The organism is Nocardia sp. NPDC003183 (assembly GCF_053590715.1).
On sequence record NZ_JBSFTG010000014.1, the window covers coordinates 1 to 22,921 of the forward strand.

Genomic DNA, 22,921 nt, shown 5'->3' on the forward strand with positions numbered 1-22,921 from the left:
GGCGGCCCGGCCGCGGACCGGCCACTTCGTGGCCGTCCCTCCCTAGGGGTCGGGAGTGCGGTGGCTGGGTTGGGTGGGTTGTTGAAGACGGGGACGGGCTGGGTGTGGCGGATCAGGTTGTGGCGGGGGCGGTTTCGATGCGGGGAGTGGGGGTTTTGGCTGCTACTACCGAGCGGTAGACGATGGCGCCGGTGGTGAGGATTACGGCTACCGACAAGGGGCCTGCCCAGAGTTGCCACCAGCTGCCGCCGGCTGGGGTGTAGACCTCGGGGCGGGGCCAGGCCAGGTTGATGACCATGGCGATGCCCCAGACGACGGCGAGGGCGTTGATGGGGATGCCGAGGCGGCCCAGGTGGAACAGGGTCTTGTCGTCGGGGGCGGGCAGGCCCTGGACGCGGCGCAGCAGCAGTGGCACGGTGACCAGGAGGTAGGCCAGGTACAGGCTGACGATGCAGACGCTGGCGAGGGTGGCGAAGATGGCGGGGTTGCCGAGGTTCAGGACCAGCAGGCCGATGCCGAGGGCGCCGATCGCGACGGCGGGCCACACGGGGGTGCCGAAGCGGGGGTGCACGGTGGAGAGGGCCTTCGCGAAGGGGAGTTTGCCGTCGCGGGCCATCGAGAACATCAGGCGTGAGCCGGCGGTCTGGATGGCGAGGGTGCACACGATCACCGCGACCGCGACACAGCCGAGCAGCACCGAACCGGCGGGGCTGTTGAGCTTCGAGGTGATGACGTAAGCCAGTCCACCGGTAGACAATTCGCCGTCGGACAGGCTCGGAGCCGCCATCAGCGCGCCGAGCAGCATGAGGCCACCGCCCAGCGCCGAGACCGCCAGCGCGAGCAGGATGGTGCGGGGAGCGACCTTGCGCGGGTTCTTGGTCTCCTCGGAAAGCTCACCGGCGGAATCGAATCCGACCATCACGTACGCGGCCATCAGGCCCGAGACCAGGAATGCCGCCCAATACGGGCCGGGGGAGGCCTGGTCGGTCTGGAACACCACATCGGGGCCGCGCTCGGTGTTGGCGAAGAACAGCGCGATGATCGCCAGCACACCGACGATCTCGACGGTGACACCGATCGAATTGATCTTCGACATCAGGTCGATGCCGATCACATTGATGGTGGTGGTGACGACGAGCAACACGCTGCCGAGCAGCACCGCGTTCATCGCGCCGTCGCGGGAGGTGAGCGCGGTGTCGGTGCCGATGAGCTGGAATCCGCTCCAGATCGAGGGCAGCACCACCTGGAGCGCGATGGCGGCCGCGGAGGCGGTCACGACCTGCGCGATCACCATCATCCAGCCGGCGAACCAGCCGATCAGCCCACCCGCCAGCCGCCGCGACCACTGATAGATACAGCCGGAGATCGGGTAGCGGGCGGCGAGCTCGGCGAAGTTCAGCGCGACCAGGAACTGGCCCGCGAACACCAGCGGCCACGTCCAGAAGAAGGCGGCGCCGCCGAACGAATAGCCGAAGCCGAAGAACTGGAAGATGGTGGTGAGGATGGAGACGAACGAGAAACCTGCCGCGAAGGACGCGTAGCGCCCCAGTTTGCGGTGCAGGACCGGCGTGTAGCCGAAGGCTGCCAGATCGGCGCTGTCGCGGCCGAGTTCGGGTGGGGCGGCGGGGGATTCGAATGTCGTGGCCATGTCGGAGTCCTTCAGCGGTTCGGCCAATATCTATCAGTCGATAGTTTTGCGCGCGCGATCGCTCGAACGGTGTCGTGCGTGTATCGACTGGACGCCCCGCGGTAACTTCTGCGTTGCGTGAGTTTCTGTCAAATGACAGAAATTCGACCGCTGGGCATTCCCGCCGGTGAGCTGCCCGCTGCGGTGCAGGTCGTGGCCCGATGACAGAATCTTCGGTGTGGCGAATCTCGGTCCCGGGCGTCCCCGGCTGGAACAGCGGCGCAGGCAGGGAACTACGCCGCGCGCGGAGATCCTCGACGCGGCGGCGGAGCTCTTCACCACCAAGGGGTACGCCAACACCTCGACGCGGGCAGTCGCCGACGCGGTCGGCATCCGACAGGCATCGCTGTATCACCACTTCGCCGCCAAGGACGACATCCTCGACGCACTACTGGCCGAAACAGTGGCGGGACCGGTCGAACTGGCGCAGCGGATGATGACCGAACCGGATGACGTGGCGACCCAGCTCTACGCGCTTGCCCTGTTCGACGTGCGCCAACTGCGGACGGCGCGGTGGAATCTGGGCGCGCTGTACCTGCTGCCGGAGTTGCGCACGGAACGCTTCGTCGCGTTCCGGCGACGACGTGACGAACTGCGCGGACACTACGAGCGTCTGGCCGCCGCGGCCTCGACGGCCGCGGGGGAATCCGACGACGCGCGGATCCTTCCGTTCCGGCTGGTGGAGACGGTGATCGCGATCAGGTACGACGAGGGGGCGGCGGGCGTGGACACCGAGCGCGTCATCCCGGACGCCGTGCTGCGCATCGTCGGCTACCCGGGCGACACGGGTACGGTGCGGGCATCGGCCGCGGCGCTCCTCGCACGGCTGGGCGAGATCGCTCCCGCCTGAGAGTCCGTACCCGGTGGGCGAGGAGCGCCGCGATACCTCAACTTCGGATGAACGCCAGGATGTCCTGGATGAGTTCCTGCTGATAGGCGCCGAAGACGCCGTGCGGTGCGCCCGCGTACACCTTCAATGTCCCGTTCTCGACGAGCTCGATCGACTTCAGTGCCGCATTCGCGATCGGCACGATCTGGTCGTCGTCGCCGTGCGCGATGAAGACCGGCACCTTCAGGGCCTTCAGATCCTCGGTGAAGTCGGTCGCGGAGAACGCGGCGACACACTCGTAGGCGGCCTGGATCCCCGCGAGCATGCCCTGGCGCCAGAAGTCGTCCTGCGCGCCCTTCGAGACGACGGCGCCCTCGCGGTTGAAGCCGAAGAACGAGGGGGCGAGCTCCTGATAGAAGCTGGAGCGGTCGCTGAGCACCCCGGCGCGGATATTGTCGAACACCTCCATCGGCAGGCCGTCGGGATAGGCCTCGGTGGCGACCATGATCGGTGGGACCGCGCCGATGGTGACGACCTTGGCGACCCGGTCCACACCGTGCTGGGCGGCGTAACGCACTACTTCGCCGCCTCCGGTCGAGTGCCCGACCATGATGACATCGCGCAGGTCGAGCGACTCGATCAGCTCGGCGAGATCGCGCGCGTAGGTGTCCATGTCGTTGCCCTGCCACGGCTGCGAGGAGCGGCCGTGACCGCGGCGGTCGTGCGCGATGACGCGGTAGCCCGCGTCGGCGAAGGTCTTGCGCTCCAGCGCCCACGCGTCGGAGCTCAGCGGCCAGCCGTGGCTGAACACCACAGGTCGTCCGGTGCCCCAATCGGAGAAATAGATCTCGGTGCCGTCGGTGGTGGTGAAGTAGGGCATTGTGCTGTGCTCCTGTCGGAGATGCGGACGAATAGGTTGCCCATAGTTGTCGAGCGCCGGTGCGCTGTCGCCCACCGGAACGGCCGAAGATCCCGCCATTCCGGCCGAGTATTAGATTTATCGGCATGTCCACACCCCGGAATCGCCTACGTCACAGTGCATCCAGTGGTACACGGCGTATCGGGTTTCTCCTGTTCGACGGGGTGAAGGCGCTCGACTACGTCGGTCCCGCAGAGGTATTCGTCGAGGCGAATCAGTTCGCCGATGCCTACGAGATCGTGCTGATCTCGCCCACGGGCGCACCGGTGCACAGCTCGGTGGGCCAGGGAGTTGCTGTGACGACTTCCGTGGCGGACGCGCCCCCGCTCGACACGCTCGTGGTGCCCGGCAGCGAAGTGCGCCCCGCCGAGTTCGTACGTCCCGATCTGGTCGAGGCCGCTAGCGTTCTCGCGGCGCGCAGTCGTCGGGTCGTTTCCATCTGCAGTGGCGCCTTCGTGCTGGCCGAACTCGGGATGCTGGACGGCCGAAGCGCGACCACGCACTGGAAATTCGCCGCCGAGCTCGCCCGCCGGTATCCCCGGATCGACGTGCAGGCGGACCGGATCTTCGTGCGGGACAACGACATCGCGACCTCGGCGGGCGTCGCGGCGGGCATCGACCTCGCGCTCGCGCTGGTGGCGGACGATCTGGGCAGCGACATCGCTCGCCAGGTCGCTCAGGGGCTTCTCGTCTATCTGCAGCGTTCCGGCGGGCAGACCCAGTTCTCGACGCCCATGCGCGCCGTCGCCCTGCCGCCCGGTCCGGTGCGCGTGGTCACCGACCTGATCGCCAGGGACCCCGCCGCGCGGCACAGCGTGGTGGACCTGGCGCGATACGTCAATGTGAGCGTCCGCCACCTCACCCGCCTGTTCACCGAGGAGACCGGGCTCAGCCCGGCCGAGTACGCGGCGAATGTGCGCTTCGATCTCGCCCGGGCCGAGCTCGAAGCCGGCAGTTCGGTGAGCCGGGCCGCCTCCGGCGCGGGTTTCGCCAGCGCCGAGGCGCTACGCCGGGCCTTTGTGACGCGGCTCGGGGTGTCGCCCTCGGACTACCGGCGCAGGTTCGAATCCGAGGCGAGTGCGTAGCGGGTCTCAGCGGGCGGTCGGCGGGGCGATCTGCCAGTGCTGGTTGAGCGCGCCCGCGATCTCGGGCAGCACGGTGATCGGGATTCGTTTGGCGCGCAGCATTTCCCGGATCTCGCTCACCTGTTCGCGCTTGCGCATGTCGTAGGCGCCGGTGACGGGGCGGATCACCGGGGGGATGGACAGCAGTACGAGCTCGTCGGCCGACTCGCCGTTCAGGTCGAGTGCCAGTGCCCAGCGGGCGTGCTCGTCGAGGGTGAAGCGGCCGGCGACGACACGGTCCCACGGCACGGTCGACGAGCGGAACGGGGTCCGCGCGTAGATGGCGTGCTCGTGCAGTTCGATGACATCACGGACGAACAGTGCGACACCCACCGCGAACCCGCCCACCGCCCCGACCAGCAGGCCGGTGATCACCCGGTTCACCCCGAACATCGCCAGGAACAACCCGACGACGCCCGTGGTGACCAGGACCGCGATCAAGCAATAGAACAGACTCCGCCTGGTGGACACCACACCGGCACGCACGACCGACATGCGGACCTCCCTCTCCAGCTCGCCGGGCCCGATGCTCGCGCCGATCGGCGAATCACGATTCGTGGCTCACCCTAGCGGTGCGCATCGCCGCGGACTCACGAGCCGAGCGACACCGCTGCCTCCGAGGTCTCGACGAGGAAGGTGAAGGTCTCCTGGAAGTACAGCTGCACCGTCTCGGCGTCGTGGCTGAGGTAGCCGATCGACAGGTCCTGGCCCAGCGCGAGCTCGAAGTCGCCGCCGCGGGTGGTGAGCGCGAAACCGCCGGAGATCGCCGGCGCCCAGATGATCTCGCCATCGATCAGCCGCTCGATGTGGGTCCGGATCGGGTGACCGTGATCGGAGGTCTCGCTGACCTGGGTGTACAGCTCGGCGCTGAGCACCACCGAATACGGGCCCTGCACGCCGGCCAGGCGCAGGCCGGTGAGGGCGTGCGAGATGGCATCGGGAATGTCGACGACGTTGCTCGGCAGCGCGACGGGGGAGTTCGAGGCGGCATCGCGGATCCCGGTGATGCCCGCGGCGGCGTAGCTCTCGAAGATCGCACGGTCTTCGGCGAAGGCGATCTTCTGCGCGGCGTCCTTGAGGTTGTCGAGGTCGGCGTCGCCCGCTCCGCGCTCGATGTCGTCGAGCTCGGAGCGTTGCAGGGTGAACGGCACCCGCAGCTCGATAACCGGCTGGATCAGGCGCTGATGAGCCTGCACGCCGTCGTCGGGCGAGGCGATCGAGGTGATCCGGCCGAGGTTGCGGGCCGAGAAGTCGAAACCGTGCGGTCCCGATACGTCGACGACCCGGCGACCGGCGATATTGCGCTTGAACGTGCGGGTCGCCTCCTCCTCGATCTGCGACCAGGCTTCGCCGGTGATCGGCGCGAGTTCGCGATGCAGGTTGTTCATTCAATTACTCCTTTTCATCGTGCCGATTGCGAGGGAGCCGTCCGAGCGAGCGGCTGCCGCCGCGTTCGCACGTTCGACGGGGACGATTTCGGGCAGTGTCGCCGGCTCGATCTCGGTGGCCGCCGTGTCGGGTGCGTCGGGCAGGTCATCGAGGAAATCCACGGTGGGCGTGAAGAAGAGCGTGCCGGTCACGGCGAAAGAGAAGTCGAGGATGCGGTCGTAGGCGGCCTCGTCGGTACCGAGGAACATCCGTTCGAGCATGCGTTCGGTGACGCTCGGGGTGGCGGCGTAGGCCACGTAGTAGGTGCCGAACTCGCCGGTGCCGATGGTGCCGAACGGCATATTGGCGCGCACGATCTGGCGTTCGGTGCCGTCGGCTTCGGTGATGGTGTTCACCGCGACGTGCGAGTCGGCGGGTTTCACGTCGTCGGGCAGTTCGTAGTCGGCGAGCTTGGTCCGCCCGATCACCCGCTCCTGTTCCTCGATCGACAGTGCGTTCCACTGGTCGAGCGGGTGGGTGTACTTCTGCACGACCACGTAGCTACCGCCGGTGAACTCGGGGTCCTCGTCGCCGATCAGCGCCGCCGAGGCCGCGCTCGGGCCCTCCGGGTTCTCGGTACCGTCGACGAAGCCGAGCAGGTCGCGCTGCTCGAAATAGCGAAAGCCGATCGTCTCGTCGACGATGGTCGCCGCGCCTTTGAGGCGAGCGCCGATCACCATGGCGAGTTCGAAGCACGGGCCCTGAGTTTCGCCTTTGATATGGAAGAACAGGTCGCCAGGGGTGGCCGGTGCGCTGTGGATCGGGCCGTTGTAACCCGGGAAATCGTGCAGCTCAGCGGGTTTCGGGCCGACGAAGAGCCGGTCCCAGGCCGCGGAGCCGATCGAGGTGACGCAGGTCAATCCTTCACCGGGCACCCGGAAACCGATCGAACGGCGCAATCCGGAGAGATCTGCCAAGAGGTCGCGGACCGCGGATTCGCCACCGGAGTCGATGGTGGCGACAAGGAAAATCGCGGACGGCGTGAGTGGATCGAGGATCGGCTGTGGCTCACCCATGGCGTCCACAGTACGGCTCCGTGCCGACAGGTTTGATCAACACCTCGCGGTGTCAAGCAATTCGGGCGATCGACCTGCTATTTCGCGACGGTCAGCAAAAATGTGACGTCGTCGACAGCTTTGACGCTGTGCCGGGCGCGCGGCACCACGATGAGATCGCCCGCCGAACCCTTCCACTCGTCGGTGCCCGCGATCAGCACCAGCGTGCCGGAGAGCACCTGGATGGTGGCATCGCCCGCATTGTCGTGTTCGGCCAGGCTCTGTCCCTCGGCGAGTGCGACGACCGTCTGGCGCAGCGCGTGGGTGTGGCCGCCGATGAGGGTTTGCGAACTCCGGCCGCTCGTCGACGTGGCCGCCAGCTTGAGCTGTTGACGGGCCACGGCGGTCAGCGATTTCTTGTCCATGGATCGGGCCTTTCGCAGGCATCTCGCGGGCAGGTCTTGCCAGGAGTATGCCCGACGGTGCCCACGCGTTCGGGCGTTTTGCCGCGACCGTTAGCTGCGTGTTGTCAGCCGCGGGTGTAGTGGCGAATGCGGTAGCGCAGACCGGTTTTCGAGGTCAGCCACGGGGTGTCGTCCGCATGCCATTCCGGGCCGATGACCGGGGCGAACGCATCGCCCGCCACGGTGGTGTCGACCTCGGTGACCAGCAGCGTCGTCGCCGAGGCCAGCGCGGCGCGGTAGATCTCGCCGCCGCCCGCCACCCAGGTGTCGGACTCGCCGGTCATCGTCAGCGCGTCGGGTACGGATGCGGCGCGTTCGGCACCGTCGGCCGCCCAATCAGTCTGGCGAGTGACTACGATGTTGCGGCGGCCGGACAGCGGACGAAAGCTCGCGGGCAGCGAATCCCACGTCCGTCTGCCCATGATCACCGGGTGCCCCATGGTGGTGTCGCGGAAATTCGCCATATCCTCGGGCACCCGCCACGGAATGGTGTTGTCGACACCGATCACCCGGTCGTTCGCCTGCGCCCAGATCAGGCCGATCCGCTTCACACCGCCACCGGCGCCTTGATGCCGGGGTGATGTTTGTAGTCGGACAGCTCGATGTCCTCGTAGGCGTAGTCGAACAGGCTCGTCGCCGGGCGCAGGCGCAGCGCCGGGAACGGGTAGGGCTCGCGGGTGAGCTGCTCGCGGACCTGGTCGAGGTGATTGTCGTAGATGTGCACGTCGCCGCCGGTCCAGATGAACTCGCCCGGCTCGAGCTCGGTCTGCTGGGCGACCATCAGCGTGAGCAGGGCGTAGCTGGCGATATTGAACGGCACACCGAGGAACAGGTCGGCGCTGCGCTGGTACAGCTGGCAGGACAGTTTGCCGTCGGCGACATAGAACTGGAAGAAGGCGTGGCAGGGGGCCAGCGCCATCTTGTCCAGGTCGGCCACGTTCCAGGCCGAGACGATCATCCGGCGCGAGTCGGGGTCGGTGCGCAGGGTGTGCAGCACCTGGGCGATCTGATCGATGTGGGTGCCGTCGGGGGTGGGCCACGAGCGCCACTGCACGCCGTAGACGGGGCCGAGCTCACCCTTGGCGTCGGCCCATTCGTCCCAGATGGTCACGCCGTGCTCACGCAGCCAGGAGACATTGGAGTCGCCGCGCAGGAACCACAGCAGCTCGTAGGCGATGGACTTCATGTGGACCCGCTTGGTGGTGATCAGCGGGAAGGACTCGGCCAGGTCGTAGCGCAGCTGGTGACCGAAGATGCTGCGGGTTCCGGTGCCGGTGCGATCGGCTTTTGGCGTGCCTCGCTCCAGCACGTGCCGGAGCAGATCCTCGTACTGCGTATCAGGGGTGGCCACGTCTCGCGATTCTACGGGGGTCGGCTCGGCGGATCGGCACCTGGCAAGCTCTTCGGCTATGCGCAAGCTCTACGTGATCGGCATCGGCGCCGGCGACCCCGACCAGGTGACGGTGCAGGCGATCAAGGCCATGCGAAAGGCCGAGGCCTTCTTCGTGATCGGCAAGGGCACCGAGAAACAGGAACTGGTCGACGTGCGTACCACGATCCTGGCCGAACACGTGGACACGCCGCATCGGATCATCGAGATCACCGATCCGCCGCGTGAGCGCACTCCCGCCGACTACGCCGGTGTCGTCGTGGATTGGCACGAACGGCGCTCCGAGCTCCTCGAAGCCGCGTTCGACCAGGTGGACGGCATCGGCGCGATCCTCGTGTGGGGAGATCCGGCGCTCTACGACAGCACCCTGCGCATGGTCGAGCACGTGCTGGGGCGCGGGCGCGCCGACTTCGACTACGAGGTGATCCCCGGCGTCACCAGCATCGCCGCGCTGGCCGCCCGGCACCGCATGGTGCTGCACCGGATCGGTGAGCCCGTCCATGTCACGACGGGGCGCAGACTGCGCGAAGAAGGGCTCGGACCCGGATCGACCGTGGTGATGCTGGACGGTGAATGCTCGTTCACCGAGGTTCGTGGCGACGACATCCATATCTGGTGGGGCGCCTACCTCGGCATGCCCGACGAAATCCTGATCGAAGGCGCTCTGCGCGAAGTCGAAAGCCGCATCGTGGCCCGCCGCGCGGAACTGCGCGCGGAAAAAGGCTGGATCATGGATGTCTATCTGCTCCGCGACGGATCCCGCGCCGACGCACGATGAATAGCTAAACTGGCAACCGTGCCCGAACTGCCGGAAATAGAGGCGTTGGCGCAGTTCCTTCGGGATCATGCCGTCGGCGCTGTGGTCGGCCGTGTGGACGTGGCGGCGTTGAGTGCGGTGAAGACGTTCGATCCGCCGGTCACCGCGTTGTCCGGCCGCGATGTCACCGGTGCGGGACGGTGGGGGAAATTCCTCGGAATGGATTGTGGCGGACTGTGGCTGATCACCCATTTGTCGCGCGGCGGATGGTTGCGCTGGGTCGATGAGCCGAATCCGTTGCCACCCAAGCCGGGCGGTAAGAGCCCGCTGGCGCTGCGCGTGCATTTCTTCACGCCCGAGGGCGCCACGCCCGCGATCGACCTGACCGAGGCGGGGACGAAGAAACGGCTGGCGGTGTATGTCGTCGAGGATCCGATGCTGGTGCCGGGGATCGCGCGGCTCGGACCCGACGCGCTCGGACTGACCGAGGACGAATTCGCCGCGCTGCTGAAAAGTACATCGCAGCGAATCAAGACCGCGATCGTGGATCAGACTCTGATCGCCGGAATCGGCAATGCCTATTCCGACGAGATTCTGCACACCGCGAAGATCTCCCCGTTCGCGAACACCAGAACGATGTCCGCGGAGAAGGTTTCGCACTTGTACACCGCGATGCGCACGGTGCTGCTCGACGCGGTCGATCGTTCGGTGGGACAGGACGCGGCCCGCTTGAAGGGCGAGAAGCGTTCGGGCATGCGGGTGCACGCCAGAACCGGCCAGGCGTGCCCGGTGTGCGGTGACACCGTGCGTGAGGTGTCCTACGCGGAGCGGTCCTTCCAGTACTGCGCCACCTGCCAGACCGGCGGCAAGGTGCTCGCCGACCGGCGGATGTCGCGGCTGCTCAAATAGTCTTCTCGCGCCAGGCTTCCAGCAGCCGGAGCCAGAATTCGCTGACGGCGGGGAAGGCGGGCACCGCGTTCCACAGCGTCTCCATGGGCACCCGTCCCACCACCGCGATGGTGGCCGCGTGCAACTGCTCGCCCATATCGGGGCCGACGAAGGTAGCACCGAGAATACGGTCGGCGGCGGTATCGATCACGAGTTTCGCGCGGCCGTGGAAGTCGTCACGCGAGAGCGCGGAACCCGCGACGGCGATGTCGAGCTCGACGGTGTCCACCGCGTGTCCGGCGGTGCGCGCCTCGTGTTCGGTGAGGCCCACGGAGGCGAGTTCCGGTGCGGTGTACACGACTTGGGGCACCTGCTGATGGTCGGCGCTCGCGGTGAACCGCGAGCCGTCGAGTGGCTTGCCCTCCGCGCGGGCGGCGATCACGTCACCGCACACCCTGGCCTGGTACTTGCCCATATGTGTCAGCGCCACACGATGATTCACGTCGCCGACGGCGTAGAGCCAGTCGCCGGACACCGCACGCGCGGTCAGCTGATCGTCGACCTCGACATAGCCGGCGGGCAGCCCCACCGCGTCGAGGCCGAGATTCGCGGTGGCGGGGCTGCGGCCGGTGGCGACGACGAGTTCGTCGACCTCGAGTTCGCCGTCGCCGAGCACCAGGGTGACCGGACCGCCGTGGAGGCGGCCGACGCCGGTGTCCTCGGGATCGCGGCGCGAGACCAGTAACGGCTCGGTGTGGAACCGCACCTCGACGATTCCGGTGTCACGCAAGCCCCGCAGCACCAGCTCGGACGCGAACGATTCGCTGCGCGGCAGCAGGCGGTCACCCCGGACCAGCAGGGTCACCTCCTCGGCGCCGAGTTCGGCCAGCCAGGTCGCCGTTTCGCAGGCGACGACACCGCCGCCGATGATGGCGACCCGGCGCGGGACGACGGTCAGGTTGGTGGCGTCGCGGGAGGTCCACGGCAGCGCCTCGCGCACGCCCTGAATGTCGGGGATGGTGGCGGTGGTGCCGGTCGCCAGGACGACGGCGTGCCGGGCCCGCAAGCGCTTCACGCCGTCGTCGGTGGTTACCTCGACGAGTCGTTCGCCGACCAGACGGCCGGCCCCGCGGACGGTGTCGATGCCGGTCGATTTCGCCCACTCGACCTGGGAACTGTCGTCGCGGTCGTGCACGAAGGCGTCGCGGCGGGCGAGGACGTCGGCCACCTGCGGGCCGCTCGCGCTCACCCCCGGCATCGCCTCGCCGAGGTCGAGTACAGCGCCGGGGCGCAGCAGTGCCTTGCTGGGAATGCACGCCCAGTAGCTGCATTCGCCGCCGAACAGTTCCCGCTCGACCAGGGCGGCGGTGCGGTCGCTGCCCGCGATGGCGTAGGCGGCGGCGTTCTCACCCGCCGGGCCCGCGCCGATGACGATGACGTCGTACTCGAGCTCGGTCACTGCAGATAGCCCTCGACCTCACGGGGGGAACGCAGCCCGGTGTCCTCGGGAGATTCGCCGGAGCCGCTGCGTGCGCGCCGCTGCCGCAACAGATCCCAGGCCTGATCGAGCATCACTTCCAGTTCGGCCAGCTGCTTGCGTTCGGCTACCGGGTCGATCTCGCCCGCGGTGGCCTTGGCTCGCAGCGAGTGCTCGTCGTCGACCAGCTGTTTGATCCGCGCCAGAATGTCCTGATCGGTCATGCTCTCACCACTTCGATAGTCGGAGGGGTCGTGCCGGTTCCTGGTCCATGCTACGACCGCGCGGGTCCGGCGGGGCGTGCTGCTTCGGCGAGGCAGCAGGCCGCGATGGGCATGGCGCGGGCGAGGTCGGTGCTGTTCAGCGCGGTATAGCCGATGGCGACGCCGAAGCGGTGTGGTACGCCGAGGTGGTGGCGGGCCAGACCGTCGAGCAGGACGCCGCGGGCGCGGGCGGCGTCGACGGCGTGGCGCTCGGCGGCGGGACCGGGGAGTTCGACGACGACGTGTGAGCCCGCGTCGTCGCCGATGACGGGGAGCCCGCGGCGGGTGAGCGCGTCGACGACCAGGGCGCGTCGTGGCGGGACGACTCTGCGGAGCCGGCGCAGGTGCCGGGACAGGTCGCCGTGGCGGGCGAATTCGCTGAGGATCCGTTGCCCGGCGGGGCTCGGGGAACTGCCGATCTCCGCGCGATGGGCCAGCACCGCGTCGGTGATGTCGGGGCGGGCGACGAGCCAGCCCACGCCGAGGGTGGTGGCGATGATCTTGCTGGTGGTGCCGAGATGGACGACGACATCCGGTGCCATCGCCGCGAGCAGTGGTAATGGTGCTGTGTCGTAACGCAATTCGCCGTCGTAGTCGTCTTCGATGATGAAAGCGCCCGTTCTTCTCGCGAATTCGATGAGCTCGACCCGGCGCGCCGCGGGCATCATCGCACCGATCGGGAACTGGTGTGCCGGTGTGCAATACACCGCGCGGACCCCGGGCGGAATCCGATCCACACACAAACCCCCGGCGTCGACGGGCACCGGCAGCACCTCGATGCCCACGGCTCGCAGCGCGCCGACGGCGCGTAGGTAGCCGGGATCCTCGATGGCGACGGTGTCGCCGGGGCGGAGCAGCGCGGTGGCGAGCTCACCCACCGCCGCGCTGGTACCGGCGGTGGCCAGCACCACCGATCCGGCGCCTGCCGCCAGTCCTCGATGGCGCAGGAGGTGATCGGCGACCGCCGCCCGGAAGTCCGGTTCGCCCGCACGGTTCTTGCGGGCCTCGGGAGCTTGGTCGCCGGCCGCCCGCCACGCGCGGCGCCAGGCGGCGGAGTCGACCGCTTCGGCGCACGGAGCGCCCGGACCCAGATCGAGCAGGCTCGCGTCGGGATCGGCACCGTGGCCCACGCCGGTGGACGGTGGCGCGGTGGCGGGGGCGGTGCTGAGGTAGGTGCCGGAGCCGTGTTTGCCGGTGAGCCAGCCTTCCGCGTGCAATTGGTCATAGGCGCCCGCCACCACCGCCCGGCTCACGCCGAGCCGTTGGGCCAGGGCGCGCGAGGACGGTAGACGGTCGCCGATGCGCAGCACCCGATCGGTCGCCGCGGCGCGCAGGGCATCGGCCACCTGCACCGACAGCGGTTCGGGGGCGGTGCGGTCGAGTGGGATCGGAAGGTCGTCGAGCATCGTCCACCTAGAATTGGCCTGTTGAAATTCTGTTGGATTGGACCTACGCGTAGTCCACTTCTTCGGCGAAGCTCATCTTATGAGCACGCACGACGTCAACCGCAACCCCCTGTCACCGACCCCGCGCACCACGCTGACACGCTCCAAGGAACGCGGCACCACCGACCGCGCGGCACTGGACGCGGTGCTCGACGCGGGCCTGGTCTGCCACCTCGGCGTGCTGCTCGGTGGCTCGCCCGTGGCGCTGCCCACCATCTACGGTCGCGTCGGCGACACCCTCTACCTGCACGGATCCACCGGCGCGGGCAATATGCGCGCCGCGATCGACACCGACATCTCCCTGACGGTGACCCACGTCGACGGGCTGGTGTACGCGCGCTCGGCCATGCACTTCTCGATGAACTACCGCTCCGCGGTGATCCGGGGCAGGGCGGTGCTGGTCACCGACGAGGCTGAGCGCGACAACGCGCTGCGGGTGATCGTCGAGCACGCCGCGCCCGGCGCCTGGGATCGGGTACGCCCGCCCAACCGCAAGGAAATGGCGGCGACGATGGTGCTCGCGCTCGACCTCACCGAGGCCTCGGTGAAGGTGCGCTCGGGCGGGCCGAACGACGACGAGGGCGACATCGCGACCGGCGGTGTGTGGGCGGGCGTATTGCCGCTGCGTCAGGTGTGGGGCGAGCCGATCCCGGCCGGCGACCTCGAACCCGGCATCGACGTGCCCGCTGACGTCAGCGCCCGGGTTACGCCGGTCGCGGTGCCCGCGCGTTGAGATCCGCGCGTCGGCGTCTATTTGCCGGACGCTCCGAGAGTCATCAGATCCTTGGCCGAGACCTCGGGTAGGTATGCCTTCGTCAGAGCGATGCCGATGCGGGGCAGGTCTGCCTCGTCGCGGTAGCACAGGTACACCGGCTCGTGGCGGGGCTGGAACTTGGCCTTGAACGTATGCAGTGACCGGAAGCCGTAATACGGCTCCATCGCGGCGCCGAGCCCTTCGAGCAGACGGTCGATGGGCTCGGCACCGTCGGTCCTCGCACTGCGCGCCAACGGTGCCCCCGAGAGCGAAACGATCTCGGCGCCTTCCCCTTTGAACACCTGGCAGGACGAGGCGATGAGAAATTCCACCACCGGCCGGAAACCGCCGGGGCGCCTGCGCATCACGTCGAGGGTCCAGCCGCGGATCTCGTCGCCGGGGCCGTAGACGGGCAACCACGAGGTGACGCCGTGCACGCTGCCCTTGGCGTCGACGGCCAGCCCCACCCGCACGGCCGGGTCGAGTGCCTCCTCCACGCCGCCGAGGGTGAATCCCATTTCGGGCAGCCCCTTTTCGCCCACCCACTCCTCGGAGATGGCGCGCACCTGGGCGATCACCGCGAACGGTTCGTCGGCCAGCTCGACGAGCCGGAACTCGATGCCCTCCTTGTTCGCCTTGTTGATCGCGGAGCGGATGTCCTGCCACGCCTTGCCCTTGAACTCGAGCTGCGGCAGGTCGACGATGGTGTCCTCGGCGATCTGCACACTGCGCCAGCCGAGTTCGCCCGCGATCTCGGCGACCGCCTCGGTGGTGGAGAACAGGCACGGGACGAGTCCGTCGGCTTCGCAGCGATCGGTGAACCCGGCGATGGTGGCGGGGAGGAGATCCGCGGGGCCGATCGGATCGGTGAGCACGATGACAGCGCCCGCGTGACGCTGGTAGGCGACGCAGCGTTCACCGTCGGCGGCGAACCAGTATTTGTTCTCCGGCCAGGTCGTCATCCACGACATGGTGCTGCCGCCGTAGCGGGCGAGCAAGGCGCGCACCGCATGTCCGGGATCGGTGCCGGTGAGTGCGCCGTCGGTGATCTTGCGCCGCACGGGCACCCGGAACGCGCCGCGGCCGCTGTAGAGCAGCGCCACCTCGACCGCCCACAGCAGACCTGTTCCGAAGGTCACCGCGCCTTCGGTCTCGAAGTCGGTGCCGATGGCCACGCCGAGCAGCACCAGCGTGAACACCACGTGCAGCAGGCCGTAGGCGAGAGTGCCCCACCACGCCCAGTGCCTGCCTTTCCGCAGTTGCTCGGCCACCACCGTGATCACCACCACGGTCAGGATCGTGCTCCACAGCGAGCCGCGTTCGTTCTCGGTGGGACCGAGCAGGCTGTTGCCGGGGAAGAAGTACACCGCCACCGAGGCCGTCGCGATCACCAGCAGGCCGATGAAGGCCAGCATGCGAACCTCACGTCGGGTGCGGGGCCAGAAGCCGTGTTCGGTGCGGCTGAACAGCTTTTCGCCCGCGGGCAGCCAGACGGCGATCGCGATGAGATGCATGAGATCGGCGAAGGTCGACTCGAACAGGAACGTGAGCGCCACGTGCGCCATCAGCACAGCGCGTACCCGCAGGCGCCACGGCGACCGCAGCGTTGCCGAGACCGCGGCCAGCGCCGAGAACGCGGCCGTGGTGAATCCGACATCGCGGACCTCGGAAAGCCGGTCGGCCCAACCGAGATGGGTGTGGGCCAGCAGCCCCACCGTCACCGACGCGCCGAGAATGCCGATCAGCTGGCCCGACAGACAGACCAGTGCGGTGCGCACGGTGCCGAGCCGCCACTCCGTCCAACCGACCGCCGCCGCGAAAATGATTGCCATGCAGAAGTATTGGAAGGGGGTGAGTCCGAAGAACCAGCCGGACAGCGGCGTCCACCACTTGCCCTCGGTGAGCGGCGGCCAGCCGTAGGCGATATCGGGATACCAGGATCGCTCGTCGAGCCTGCGCCACAGACCACCGCCGGCGATGCCGAGGATCGCGACCACGACGAGGAAGCCGAGGGTGAACGGCATCCGGCGGATCACAGTGTGCGCCATGGTGACGCCGCGCGAGGGCGCCGATTCGGGGGCAGCCGCGTTGTCGTTCATAGAACCACCCTTTGCTGCGAGTGCGCCGCACCGGCGCGGTGAGGTCGTCTGTGTACCGTATGTCATCGCGGTCGTACCAGGACCGCGATGCGCGCGCCAGGGCAGTCGAGGTGGCATCTGTGGAGGTCAGAGATGACGCGAATCACCGATCTGTCGTTGCTCACCGGATGGTTGCCGGTGGCGTTGACGGTCCTCGGCGCCCTGGGTGCGGTCTGGTTGCTGTTACCTCGTGTACGACGATATGTCACGACGATCATGCCGATCGTGGTGCTGGCCGCGGTGGTGCTCACCGTGGCGCTGTACTTGTTCGTGGAGGAGGTGTGGCGGCCCTTTCCCGATCCGATCGCCGTGTCGGTGTACGTGCTGATCGGGATCGCGGTGGCCGCAGTGCTGTTGGTGGTGCCGCGAATCCTGGTGCGCCGGACGGTGTGGACCGGCGTGGTGACTGTGCTCGCGGCCGTGGCGGTGCTGGTGGCGGTGGGAGTCAGGATCAACCTGGAGTACGCGTCGTATCCGACGGTGGGTGCGGCGCTCGGGGTCGAACAGATCGACCGGGTCGACGCGCGTGAGCTGACCCGGCGCGAGCAGGTGATCAGCGCGCGTCCGCTCGAGCCGGCCTGGCCCGCGCCCGGTGGATTGCCCGACGGCGGGCGAGTTCTGACCGCGACGGTGCCGCCGACAGCGTCCGGATTCACCGCGCGCGATGCCCAGATCTATCTGCCGCCCGCCTATTTCGCGGATCCACGTCCGCTGCTGCCGGTGCTGGTATTGCTCGCCGGTGAGCCGGGTGCGCCGCAGGACTGGTTCGTCGGTGGGCAGCTGGTCGAGACCATGGATTCGTTCGCCCGCGCGCACAACGGGCTCGCACCGGTCGTCGTGGTGGCCGACGGGACCGGCTCCCAGCTGGCGAACCCGCTGTGCCTGGACTCGAAACTCGGCAATGTCGCCACGTACCTGGCTGTCGACGTGCCGAACTGGACGCGAGCGAATCTGCAGATCGACCCGGATCCGCGTTCCTGGGCGGTGGGCGGACTCTCCTACGGCGGCACCTGCGCACTGCAACTCGCCACCAATTACCCCGCCGTCTATCCCACCTTCCTCGACATGTCGGGTGAGGACGAGCCGACCCTGGGGGACCGTCAGCGCACGGTGGACGCCGCGTTCGGTGGGGATACCGCGGCGCTGCTGCGGGTCAACCCGCTCGATCTGCTGCGGACGCGGGCGTATCCGGACTCCGCCGGCGCGTTCGTGGTCGGCGCCGATGACGAGACGTACCGGCCGCAGGTGGAGCGGATGTATCAGGCGGCGAAGGACGCGGGGATGGACGTGCGGTTACGGATTCTGCCCGGCGGACACAGCTTCGCGCTGTGGGAGTTCGGGCTGCGTGATCAGCTGCCGTGGCTGGCTACCCGGCTCGGCCTGACACCCTGATCGGCGACGGATTCCGCGAGGGTCCCCGGAGTACAGTTCGACGCATGTCCGAGGCGAAAACCCCAGGTACGGACGTTGGTGGCCCGCCCGCCGAGCAGCAGATCGCCGAGGCCGCGCTCGCCATCGTCGACGCGGACGGCGCGGGGGCCCTGTCCGTCGGTGCGGTGGCGCGACGGCTCGGGGTCGACGCGGACGCTGTGCACGCCCGCGTCGGTGGGTTGGACGGCCTCGAACGCGCGGTGATCGACAACGTGCTGTCGTCGGTGGCGCTCGGGCCGCTCTCCGACGACGGTGTGGAGTGGACCGCGGCGGTGATCCAGTTCGCGCTCGGCATGCGCGCTCGGCTCTTCGACCACCCCGCCGTGGCGGAGTTGATCATGTCGGGGCCGATGGACAGTCCGTCGGCCGATGGACCGGTGGCACGGGATATGACCGAGTCGCTGTTCGTCTGCCTCGCCCGCGGCGGCCTCCAGGCGCCCATCCGTGCGCACGGGGTCTACGCGGTATTCGTGTACGTGCTCGGTTCGATCGCCCTCGACGTGGCGGAAACCGACGGAAAGCCGCCGCTGCCAGGCGAATCGGAGCGGATCGCGGCCCGCCGCGCGGCGCTGCGAGACCTGGATCCAACCAGGTGGCCGCGCACCGCGGCGCACCTGGAGGAGATCGCCGCCTGGACCTCCGTGGATCAGTTCGTCTGGGGGCTTCGTGTGCTGCTCGTCGGGATGACGGCGACCTGACGCGCGAACGCGCCGCGGCCGAGCAGAGCCGCGAAGGCCAGCAGCCACCCACTCCACAACACGTAGCCGAGGAAGTTGACGACGGCGGCGGGCTCGATGCCGAGCGGGATGACGACGCCGGTCGCGATGGCGGCGGCGCTGGTGTAGCCGAGTGCGGCGAACCACCGCGGGGTGCGCAGGGCCGCGATGACCAGCGCGGTCCAGATCGCGGTGAGGGTGTAACCGGCGGTTTCGCCCAGGAGGGTGCCGAGCAGGGTGTGCTGTCGTTCGAAGGTGTCCGCGTCGGTCAGGGTGGGGACCAGTAGCGGCCAGCGCAGCAGGCCGATGGTTTGCACGAGGGCGGCGGCGATGCCGGCTCGCACCGCCCAGCGCATCGTGGGGGAGTCGTCCAGGCGCCCGATCAGAACGGACAACGGGACGAAAGCGCACGCCGCGGCCGCGAGGAGGGCGAACAGCGTGACGATCGTGGCTTGCTCGGCCCGGAATCGGGCGAGGACCTCGGTGGCGGGCAATTGCAGGACGTCGGGGTAGTCGAACGTCATCCCGAGGCCGACGAAGGCGAGGTTCATCAGGATCGGGGCGCCGATCAGCAGCGTGATGGTGGTCCATGGCTTGTTGTGCACGAGAATCCATTCTGGCTGTACGGGGTACAGGTAGCTGTACGGGGTACAGTCCACCGCATGTCGAAGGCGAAGTCAACAGGTGGCGGCGCGGCGCGGCCGGCGCGGCGCTCGTTCACCGAAGAGCAGGTGGTGGACATCGCGCTACAGCTCCTCGACGAGGGCGGGACCGGGGCGCTGTCGATCCGGGCGGTGGCGGGCAAGCTCGGGGTGAATCCCAATGCCGTGTACACCTACGTGGCGAGCCGGGCCGATCTGGAGCGCGCCGTGATCGAACGCGTGCTCTCGGCGGTTGCCCTCGAACCCCTGCGCGACCCCGGCGTGGAGTGGGCCGACGCGGTGATCCAGTTCGCGCGCGGCCTGCGCGCGGAGCTGCTCGCGCATCCGGCGGTCGCGCTGTTGATGATGTCGGGGCCGATGGACGGGCCGTCGGCGAGCGATGTCGGCGAGGCGTTGTTCGGGTGCCTGGCTCGAGGCGGTTTGTCCGAGGCGAGGCAGGCGAACGGTGTGTACTCGCTGATCGTGCAGGTGCTCGGCGGCATCGCGCTCACGGTCGCCGAGACCGACGGAAAGCCGCCGCTCACTCCGGAATCCGAGCGGGTCGCGCAACGTCGCGAGGGGCTGGCCCTGCTCGACGGCGACCGCTGGCCACGCTCGGCGGCACAGGTCGACGCGATGGCAGCGTGGAACTCCGAGGATCAGTTCGTGTGGGGGCTGCGTGCCTTGCTCACGGGGATAGCTGTCGGCTGACTACCAGGGCGCGGGATGTAATCCCGTTGCCGCACAGGCCTTGTCGACGGCGTCGGGCAGGGAATCGCTGTCGGCGGCGAGGCTGACCAGGGCGAGTGTGTAGGTATCGCCGAGGTGGGAGAGGTAGCCCGCGAGCTGGGTGCGGGGGAAGGCGGTGATGCCGGGATGGATCGCGCGGGCGGCCACCCGGGTGCAGTCGTGCGGGCCGACTCTTCGCACCGCGTCGGGCAGGGTTCCGATGTTGGAGCACAGGATGTCTCGCTCGCCCGCGCCCTTGCTGAGGGTGTAGGCCCAGCGGTCGGGGATCACCTGGAGGATCTCCTCGGGCAGGCCCGCGGGGCTGGACATTCGGTGCTGATAGGCGGACCTCGCCTTGTCGCGAATGGTCGCGGGAGTGTCGACGCGGTGGATGGCGATCTCGGTCACCGCGAGATCGTTGTCGACTCGGGGTTCCTCGCGCGTGTCGACGGGCAGGCTCGCGGTGATGATCGGGTTCGGGAAGCCGTTCTGCCACAGGATGTTCGCGATCAAGTGGATGAACAGGCTGTTCGGGGTCCCGCCGAGGGTGCTCGCGGTGGCGTCCCAGTGGGCGGCATCGAAGGTCAGCAGGAGGGGGCGCAGGTGTCGGTCGCCGGTCGAACCGGGATTCGCCGGCGCAGCGCTGCTGGAGGCCGACTCGCGCGGAACGTGGTCCGTGGTCGGTCGGGCCGACCGCCGGGGGAACCTGCGTAGCAGCGCCCGGGTCGTGCCGCCGAAGATGGTCACCCACTGGGAGACCGCATCCGCCCACTCCGACGACGTTGTCCGGTATCGCGTTTCGCTGGTGGGCGCTATGCCGATCGAGGCGTGCGCCGGATCGAGCGAGCGCAGCGCGGCGGTGACAGCGTGGATCAGGCCACGGGCGTCGGCCAGGACATGCGAACAGGTCAGGGCGACAACGGTTCCGCCGTCGTCGAGGCGGGCAGCGGACAGGCGCCAGCCGGGCGCGAACTCGGGGTCCAGATCGGTGCCGAGGCTGTCGGCCCATGGCAGGACCGCGTGGGCGGGGAGTGGGCCGATACCGCGACCGGAATCGTGGTGGGCGATCGGCATTGCCGGCCAGCCGGTCTCGGAGATCGCGGTCCGGTTCGGGAGGAGGTCGAGGGGGTGGGCGCTGGTGTTGGGCTGCCAGCCTCTGCGGGCGCCCGGAACCCGGGAGCCGACCACCCTGCGGCCGAGCCTGCCCAGCCGCAAGTGATCGTGAATCGCTTGCAACAGCGCGGGTTCCATCGCATCGGGAGTACGCCACAGACCCTGTAGCGCGATGGGCGTGCCCATCCCGCGGTGGGTCCGCAGGAAGATCTCGTCGACGACCGTGAGGCGGTCCATCAGCGGTGGTCGGCGCTACCGTGCCTGCCCTCACCCGCAGCGAAGCGGGCGGCGCCGTCGAGTGCGCCGCCGGTCAGCGCGGTCATGCCGTGCCGGAATTCGACGCGCAGCGCCTCCTCCTCGGTGTGTCCGTACTGGTCGTACAGGGCGGCGCGGTCGGTGCGCAGACAGGTCTGGGGGAGCGCGGCGAGCTGGGCGGCCAGTTGCTCTGCCGCGCGGCGGGCGTCGCCGGTGGGCACGACCCGGGTGACCAGGCCCATCTGTAGCGCCTCGGGCGCGCTCACCGGGCGGCCGGTGAGGATCATGTCGAGTGCGCGACCTTCGCCGACGATGCGCGGGAGGCGCACGGTGCCGCCGTCGATCAGCGGGACGCCCCAGCGGCGGCAGAAGACGCCGAAGATGGAGTCCTGCTCGGCGATTCGCAGATCACACCACAGGGCCAGTTCGAGCCCGCCCGCCACGGCGTACCCGGACACCGCCGCGATCACCGGCTTGGACAGGCGCAGCCGGGTCGGGCCCATCGGGCCGTCACCGTCCTCGGTGGCCTGATTGCTGTTCTCGGTGCCCAGAGCTTTGAGGTCGGCGCCGGAGCAGAAGGTGCCGTGTTCGCCCCACAGCACGGCGACCGAGGAGGTGGGGTCGGCGTCGAACGCGCGGAACGCCTCCACCAGCGCGCGAGCGGTCGGGCCGTCCACCGCGTTGCGGGCGTGTGGGCGATCCAGGATCACCGTCGTGACCGGGCCCGCGTGTTCGACGCGCACCGAATTCGCCGGACCGGATGCGCTGGTTTCGGCGGGTGAACCTGTTTCCATTCCTCGACCATACGGCCACGGTGCCCCTTGTGTGAAGAGGTGAATCAATGGTTCACTTCTTCACATGGTGTACCGCAGGACCCCGGCCGTACAGGCCCGGCTCGACGCGCAACGGGCGTTGATCGTGCACGGCGCCACCCGCGTGCTCTCCCGTGACGGGTTCGCCGGGCTGTCGATGGCGGCGGTCGCGGCGGAGGCCGGCATCGCGACCGGCACCGTGTACAAGCAGTTCGAGAACAAGGCCGAATTGGTCGCGGCGGTCTTCGAGACGGTCGTCGCCCGCGAGGTCGACGCGGTCCGGGCCGCGGTGGCCGAGGGTGACGTGGTGGGGCGGGTCACCGCCGCGGTGGAGACCTTCGCCGGGCGCGCGATGAAGAATCCGAAACTTGCCTACGTGCTGCTGGCCGAGCCCGTCGACGCCGCCGTCGACGCGCAGCGGCTGGAATTCCGGCGGGCGTTCGCCGCGTCGTTCGAGACCGCGATCGCACACGGTGTCGCCGAAGGCCGCTTGCCTGCCCAGGAATCGAGCCTCACCGCCGCCGCCCTCGTCGGCGCGATCGGTGAGGTGCTGGTCGGCCCGCTGGCCGCCGCGCCGCACGCCGAGACCGTCATCCCCGAATTGGTCGCTTTCGCCGTGCGCGCACTCGGTGCGCGCCCGGAAACGTTGTAGTCGAAGGAGTTACC

Annotated in this window: 24 protein-coding genes; 9 read left to right on the forward strand and 15 right to left on the reverse strand. The window is 68.7% G+C overall.

Annotated features, from left to right (window positions below):
* Window positions 1-112: 112 nt before the first annotated feature.
* The gene (locus ACWDXS_RS28445) at window positions 113-1,648 is read right to left on the reverse strand and encodes an amino acid permease (protein WP_449970252.1); all 1,536 of its coding nucleotides are present in this window, start codon (window positions 1,646-1,648) and stop codon (window positions 113-115) included.
* A gap of 217 nt (window positions 1,649-1,865) precedes the next feature.
* Here ACWDXS_RS28445 and ACWDXS_RS28450 point away from each other — a divergent pair, with 217 nt between their 5' ends.
* Window positions 1,866-2,537: a TetR/AcrR family transcriptional regulator gene (locus tag ACWDXS_RS28450; RefSeq protein ID WP_378993320.1), complete on the forward strand. Its 672-nt coding sequence runs from the start codon at window positions 1,866-1,868 to the stop codon at window positions 2,535-2,537.
* Window positions 2,538-2,574: 37 nt separating this feature from the next.
* Here ACWDXS_RS28450 and ACWDXS_RS28455 read toward each other — a convergent pair whose 3' ends face one another.
* The gene (locus tag ACWDXS_RS28455) at window positions 2,575-3,396 is read right to left on the reverse strand and encodes an alpha/beta fold hydrolase (RefSeq protein ID WP_449970256.1); all 822 of its coding nucleotides are present in this window, start codon (window positions 3,394-3,396) and stop codon (window positions 2,575-2,577) included.
* Window positions 3,397-3,521: 125 nt separating this feature from the next.
* Here ACWDXS_RS28455 and ACWDXS_RS28460 point away from each other — a divergent pair, with 125 nt between their 5' ends.
* On the forward strand, window positions 3,522-4,520 hold the full coding sequence (locus ACWDXS_RS28460; RefSeq protein WP_449970259.1) for a GlxA family transcriptional regulator: 999 nt from the start codon (window positions 3,522-3,524) through the stop codon (window positions 4,518-4,520).
* Window positions 4,521-4,526: 6 nt separating this feature from the next.
* Here ACWDXS_RS28460 and ACWDXS_RS28465 read toward each other — a convergent pair whose 3' ends face one another.
* From ACWDXS_RS28465 to ACWDXS_RS28490, 6 genes are all read right to left on the reverse strand, one after another.
* Window positions 4,527-5,054, reverse strand: coding sequence for a hypothetical protein (locus ACWDXS_RS28465; RefSeq protein ID WP_101465660.1), 528 nt, complete (start codon window positions 5,052-5,054; stop codon window positions 4,527-4,529).
* Between the two features lie 95 nt (window positions 5,055-5,149).
* A complete protein-coding gene (locus ACWDXS_RS28470) occupies window positions 5,150-5,947 on the reverse strand; it encodes a family 1 encapsulin nanocompartment shell protein (RefSeq protein ID WP_378993315.1) in 798 nt (265 codons plus the stop codon).
* The gene (locus tag ACWDXS_RS28475) at window positions 5,948-7,003 is read right to left on the reverse strand and encodes a Dyp-type peroxidase (protein WP_379313120.1); all 1,056 of its coding nucleotides are present in this window, start codon (window positions 7,001-7,003) and stop codon (window positions 5,948-5,950) included. It lies immediately after the preceding gene.
* A 77-nt stretch (window positions 7,004-7,080) separates the two neighbouring features.
* Window positions 7,081-7,407: a cupin domain-containing protein gene (locus ACWDXS_RS28480; protein WP_101465662.1), complete on the reverse strand. Its 327-nt coding sequence runs from the start codon at window positions 7,405-7,407 to the stop codon at window positions 7,081-7,083.
* A gap of 104 nt (window positions 7,408-7,511) precedes the next feature.
* Complete coding sequence (locus tag ACWDXS_RS28485; protein WP_378993312.1) at window positions 7,512-7,997, reverse strand: dihydrofolate reductase; 486 nt, start codon at window positions 7,995-7,997, stop codon at window positions 7,512-7,514.
* Entirely contained in the window at window positions 7,994-8,797 is an 804-nt protein-coding gene (locus ACWDXS_RS28490) for a thymidylate synthase (protein WP_387445779.1), read from the reverse strand. Before ACWDXS_RS28490 ends, ACWDXS_RS28485 begins: the two co-directional genes overlap by 4 nt.
* A 58-nt stretch (window positions 8,798-8,855) precedes the next feature.
* On the opposite strand from ACWDXS_RS28490, the gene cobF reads away from it, so the two are divergent.
* The gene (gene cobF, locus ACWDXS_RS28495; RefSeq protein WP_378993309.1) at window positions 8,856-9,614 is read left to right on the forward strand and encodes a precorrin-6A synthase (deacetylating); all 759 of its coding nucleotides are present in this window, start codon (window positions 8,856-8,858) and stop codon (window positions 9,612-9,614) included.
* 18 nt (window positions 9,615-9,632) lie between these two features.
* Window positions 9,633-10,502 (forward strand): Fpg/Nei family DNA glycosylase, encoded by an 870-nt coding sequence (locus ACWDXS_RS28500; RefSeq protein ID WP_378993308.1) that lies wholly within the window; start codon window positions 9,633-9,635, stop codon window positions 10,500-10,502.
* Here ACWDXS_RS28500 and ACWDXS_RS28505 read toward each other — a convergent pair.
* The 3 genes from ACWDXS_RS28505 to pdxR are packed head-to-tail and all read right to left on the reverse strand — an operon-like array spanning window position 10,495 to window position 13,627.
* Window positions 10,495-11,940, reverse strand: a complete 1,446-nt coding sequence (locus ACWDXS_RS28505; protein WP_449970266.1) for a dihydrolipoyl dehydrogenase family protein — start codon at window positions 11,938-11,940, stop codon at window positions 10,495-10,497. The two genes, ACWDXS_RS28500 and ACWDXS_RS28505, sit on opposite strands and share 8 nt — an antisense overlap.
* On the reverse strand, window positions 11,937-12,182 hold the full coding sequence (locus ACWDXS_RS28510) for a DUF2630 family protein (protein ID WP_101465668.1): 246 nt from the start codon (window positions 12,180-12,182) through the stop codon (window positions 11,937-11,939). The genes ACWDXS_RS28505 and ACWDXS_RS28510 overlap by 4 nt, the downstream gene beginning before the upstream one ends.
* A gap of 50 nt (window positions 12,183-12,232) precedes the next feature.
* Entirely contained in the window at window positions 12,233-13,627 is a 1,395-nt protein-coding gene (gene pdxR, locus ACWDXS_RS28515) for a MocR-like pyridoxine biosynthesis transcription factor PdxR (RefSeq protein WP_449970270.1), read from the reverse strand.
* Between the two features lie 79 nt (window positions 13,628-13,706).
* On the opposite strand from pdxR, the gene ACWDXS_RS28520 reads away from it, so the two are divergent.
* Entirely contained in the window at window positions 13,707-14,399 is a 693-nt protein-coding gene (locus ACWDXS_RS28520) for a pyridoxamine 5'-phosphate oxidase family protein (protein WP_387445782.1), read from the forward strand.
* A 17-nt stretch (window positions 14,400-14,416) separates the two neighbouring features.
* Here the strand turns inward: ACWDXS_RS28520 and ACWDXS_RS28525 are convergent, their stop codons facing one another.
* Window positions 14,417-16,519, reverse strand: a complete 2,103-nt coding sequence (locus ACWDXS_RS28525) for a bifunctional lysylphosphatidylglycerol flippase/synthetase MprF (protein ID WP_449970274.1) — start codon at window positions 16,517-16,519, stop codon at window positions 14,417-14,419.
* Window positions 16,520-16,651: 132 nt separating this feature from the next.
* Between ACWDXS_RS28525 and ACWDXS_RS28530 the strand changes: the two genes are divergently transcribed.
* Entirely contained in the window at window positions 16,652-17,950 is a 1,299-nt protein-coding gene (locus tag ACWDXS_RS28530; protein WP_449970277.1) for an alpha/beta hydrolase, read from the forward strand.
* A gap of 44 nt (window positions 17,951-17,994) precedes the next feature.
* On the forward strand, window positions 17,995-18,687 hold the full coding sequence (locus tag ACWDXS_RS28535; protein ID WP_449970280.1) for a TetR/AcrR family transcriptional regulator: 693 nt from the start codon (window positions 17,995-17,997) through the stop codon (window positions 18,685-18,687).
* On the opposite strand, the gene ACWDXS_RS28540 is transcribed toward ACWDXS_RS28535, so the two are convergent.
* On the reverse strand, window positions 18,636-19,310 hold the full coding sequence (locus tag ACWDXS_RS28540; RefSeq protein WP_387445786.1) for a DUF4386 family protein: 675 nt from the start codon (window positions 19,308-19,310) through the stop codon (window positions 18,636-18,638). The genes ACWDXS_RS28535 and ACWDXS_RS28540 overlap by 52 nt on opposite strands.
* A 57-nt stretch (window positions 19,311-19,367) precedes the next feature.
* On the opposite strand from ACWDXS_RS28540, the gene ACWDXS_RS28545 reads away from it, so the two are divergent.
* Entirely contained in the window at window positions 19,368-20,057 is a 690-nt protein-coding gene (locus ACWDXS_RS28545; RefSeq protein WP_449970283.1) for a TetR/AcrR family transcriptional regulator, read from the forward strand.
* Here the strand turns inward: ACWDXS_RS28545 and ACWDXS_RS28550 are convergent, their stop codons facing one another.
* Window positions 20,058-21,425 carry a hypothetical protein gene (locus ACWDXS_RS28550; RefSeq protein ID WP_449970286.1) on the reverse strand — a complete coding sequence of 456 codons (1,368 nt, stop codon included), beginning with the start codon at window positions 21,423-21,425 and terminating at the stop codon, window positions 20,058-20,060. It lies immediately after the preceding gene.
* Entirely contained in the window at window positions 21,425-22,237 is an 813-nt protein-coding gene (locus ACWDXS_RS28555) for a crotonase/enoyl-CoA hydratase family protein (protein WP_449970288.1), read from the reverse strand. The genes ACWDXS_RS28550 and ACWDXS_RS28555 overlap by 1 nt, the downstream gene beginning before the upstream one ends.
* Before the next feature lie 64 nt (window positions 22,238-22,301).
* Between ACWDXS_RS28555 and ACWDXS_RS28560 the strand changes: the two genes are divergently transcribed.
* The gene (locus ACWDXS_RS28560; RefSeq protein ID WP_387445789.1) at window positions 22,302-22,907 is read left to right on the forward strand and encodes a TetR/AcrR family transcriptional regulator; all 606 of its coding nucleotides are present in this window, start codon (window positions 22,302-22,304) and stop codon (window positions 22,905-22,907) included.
* Window positions 22,908-22,921 lie beyond the last annotated feature (14 nt).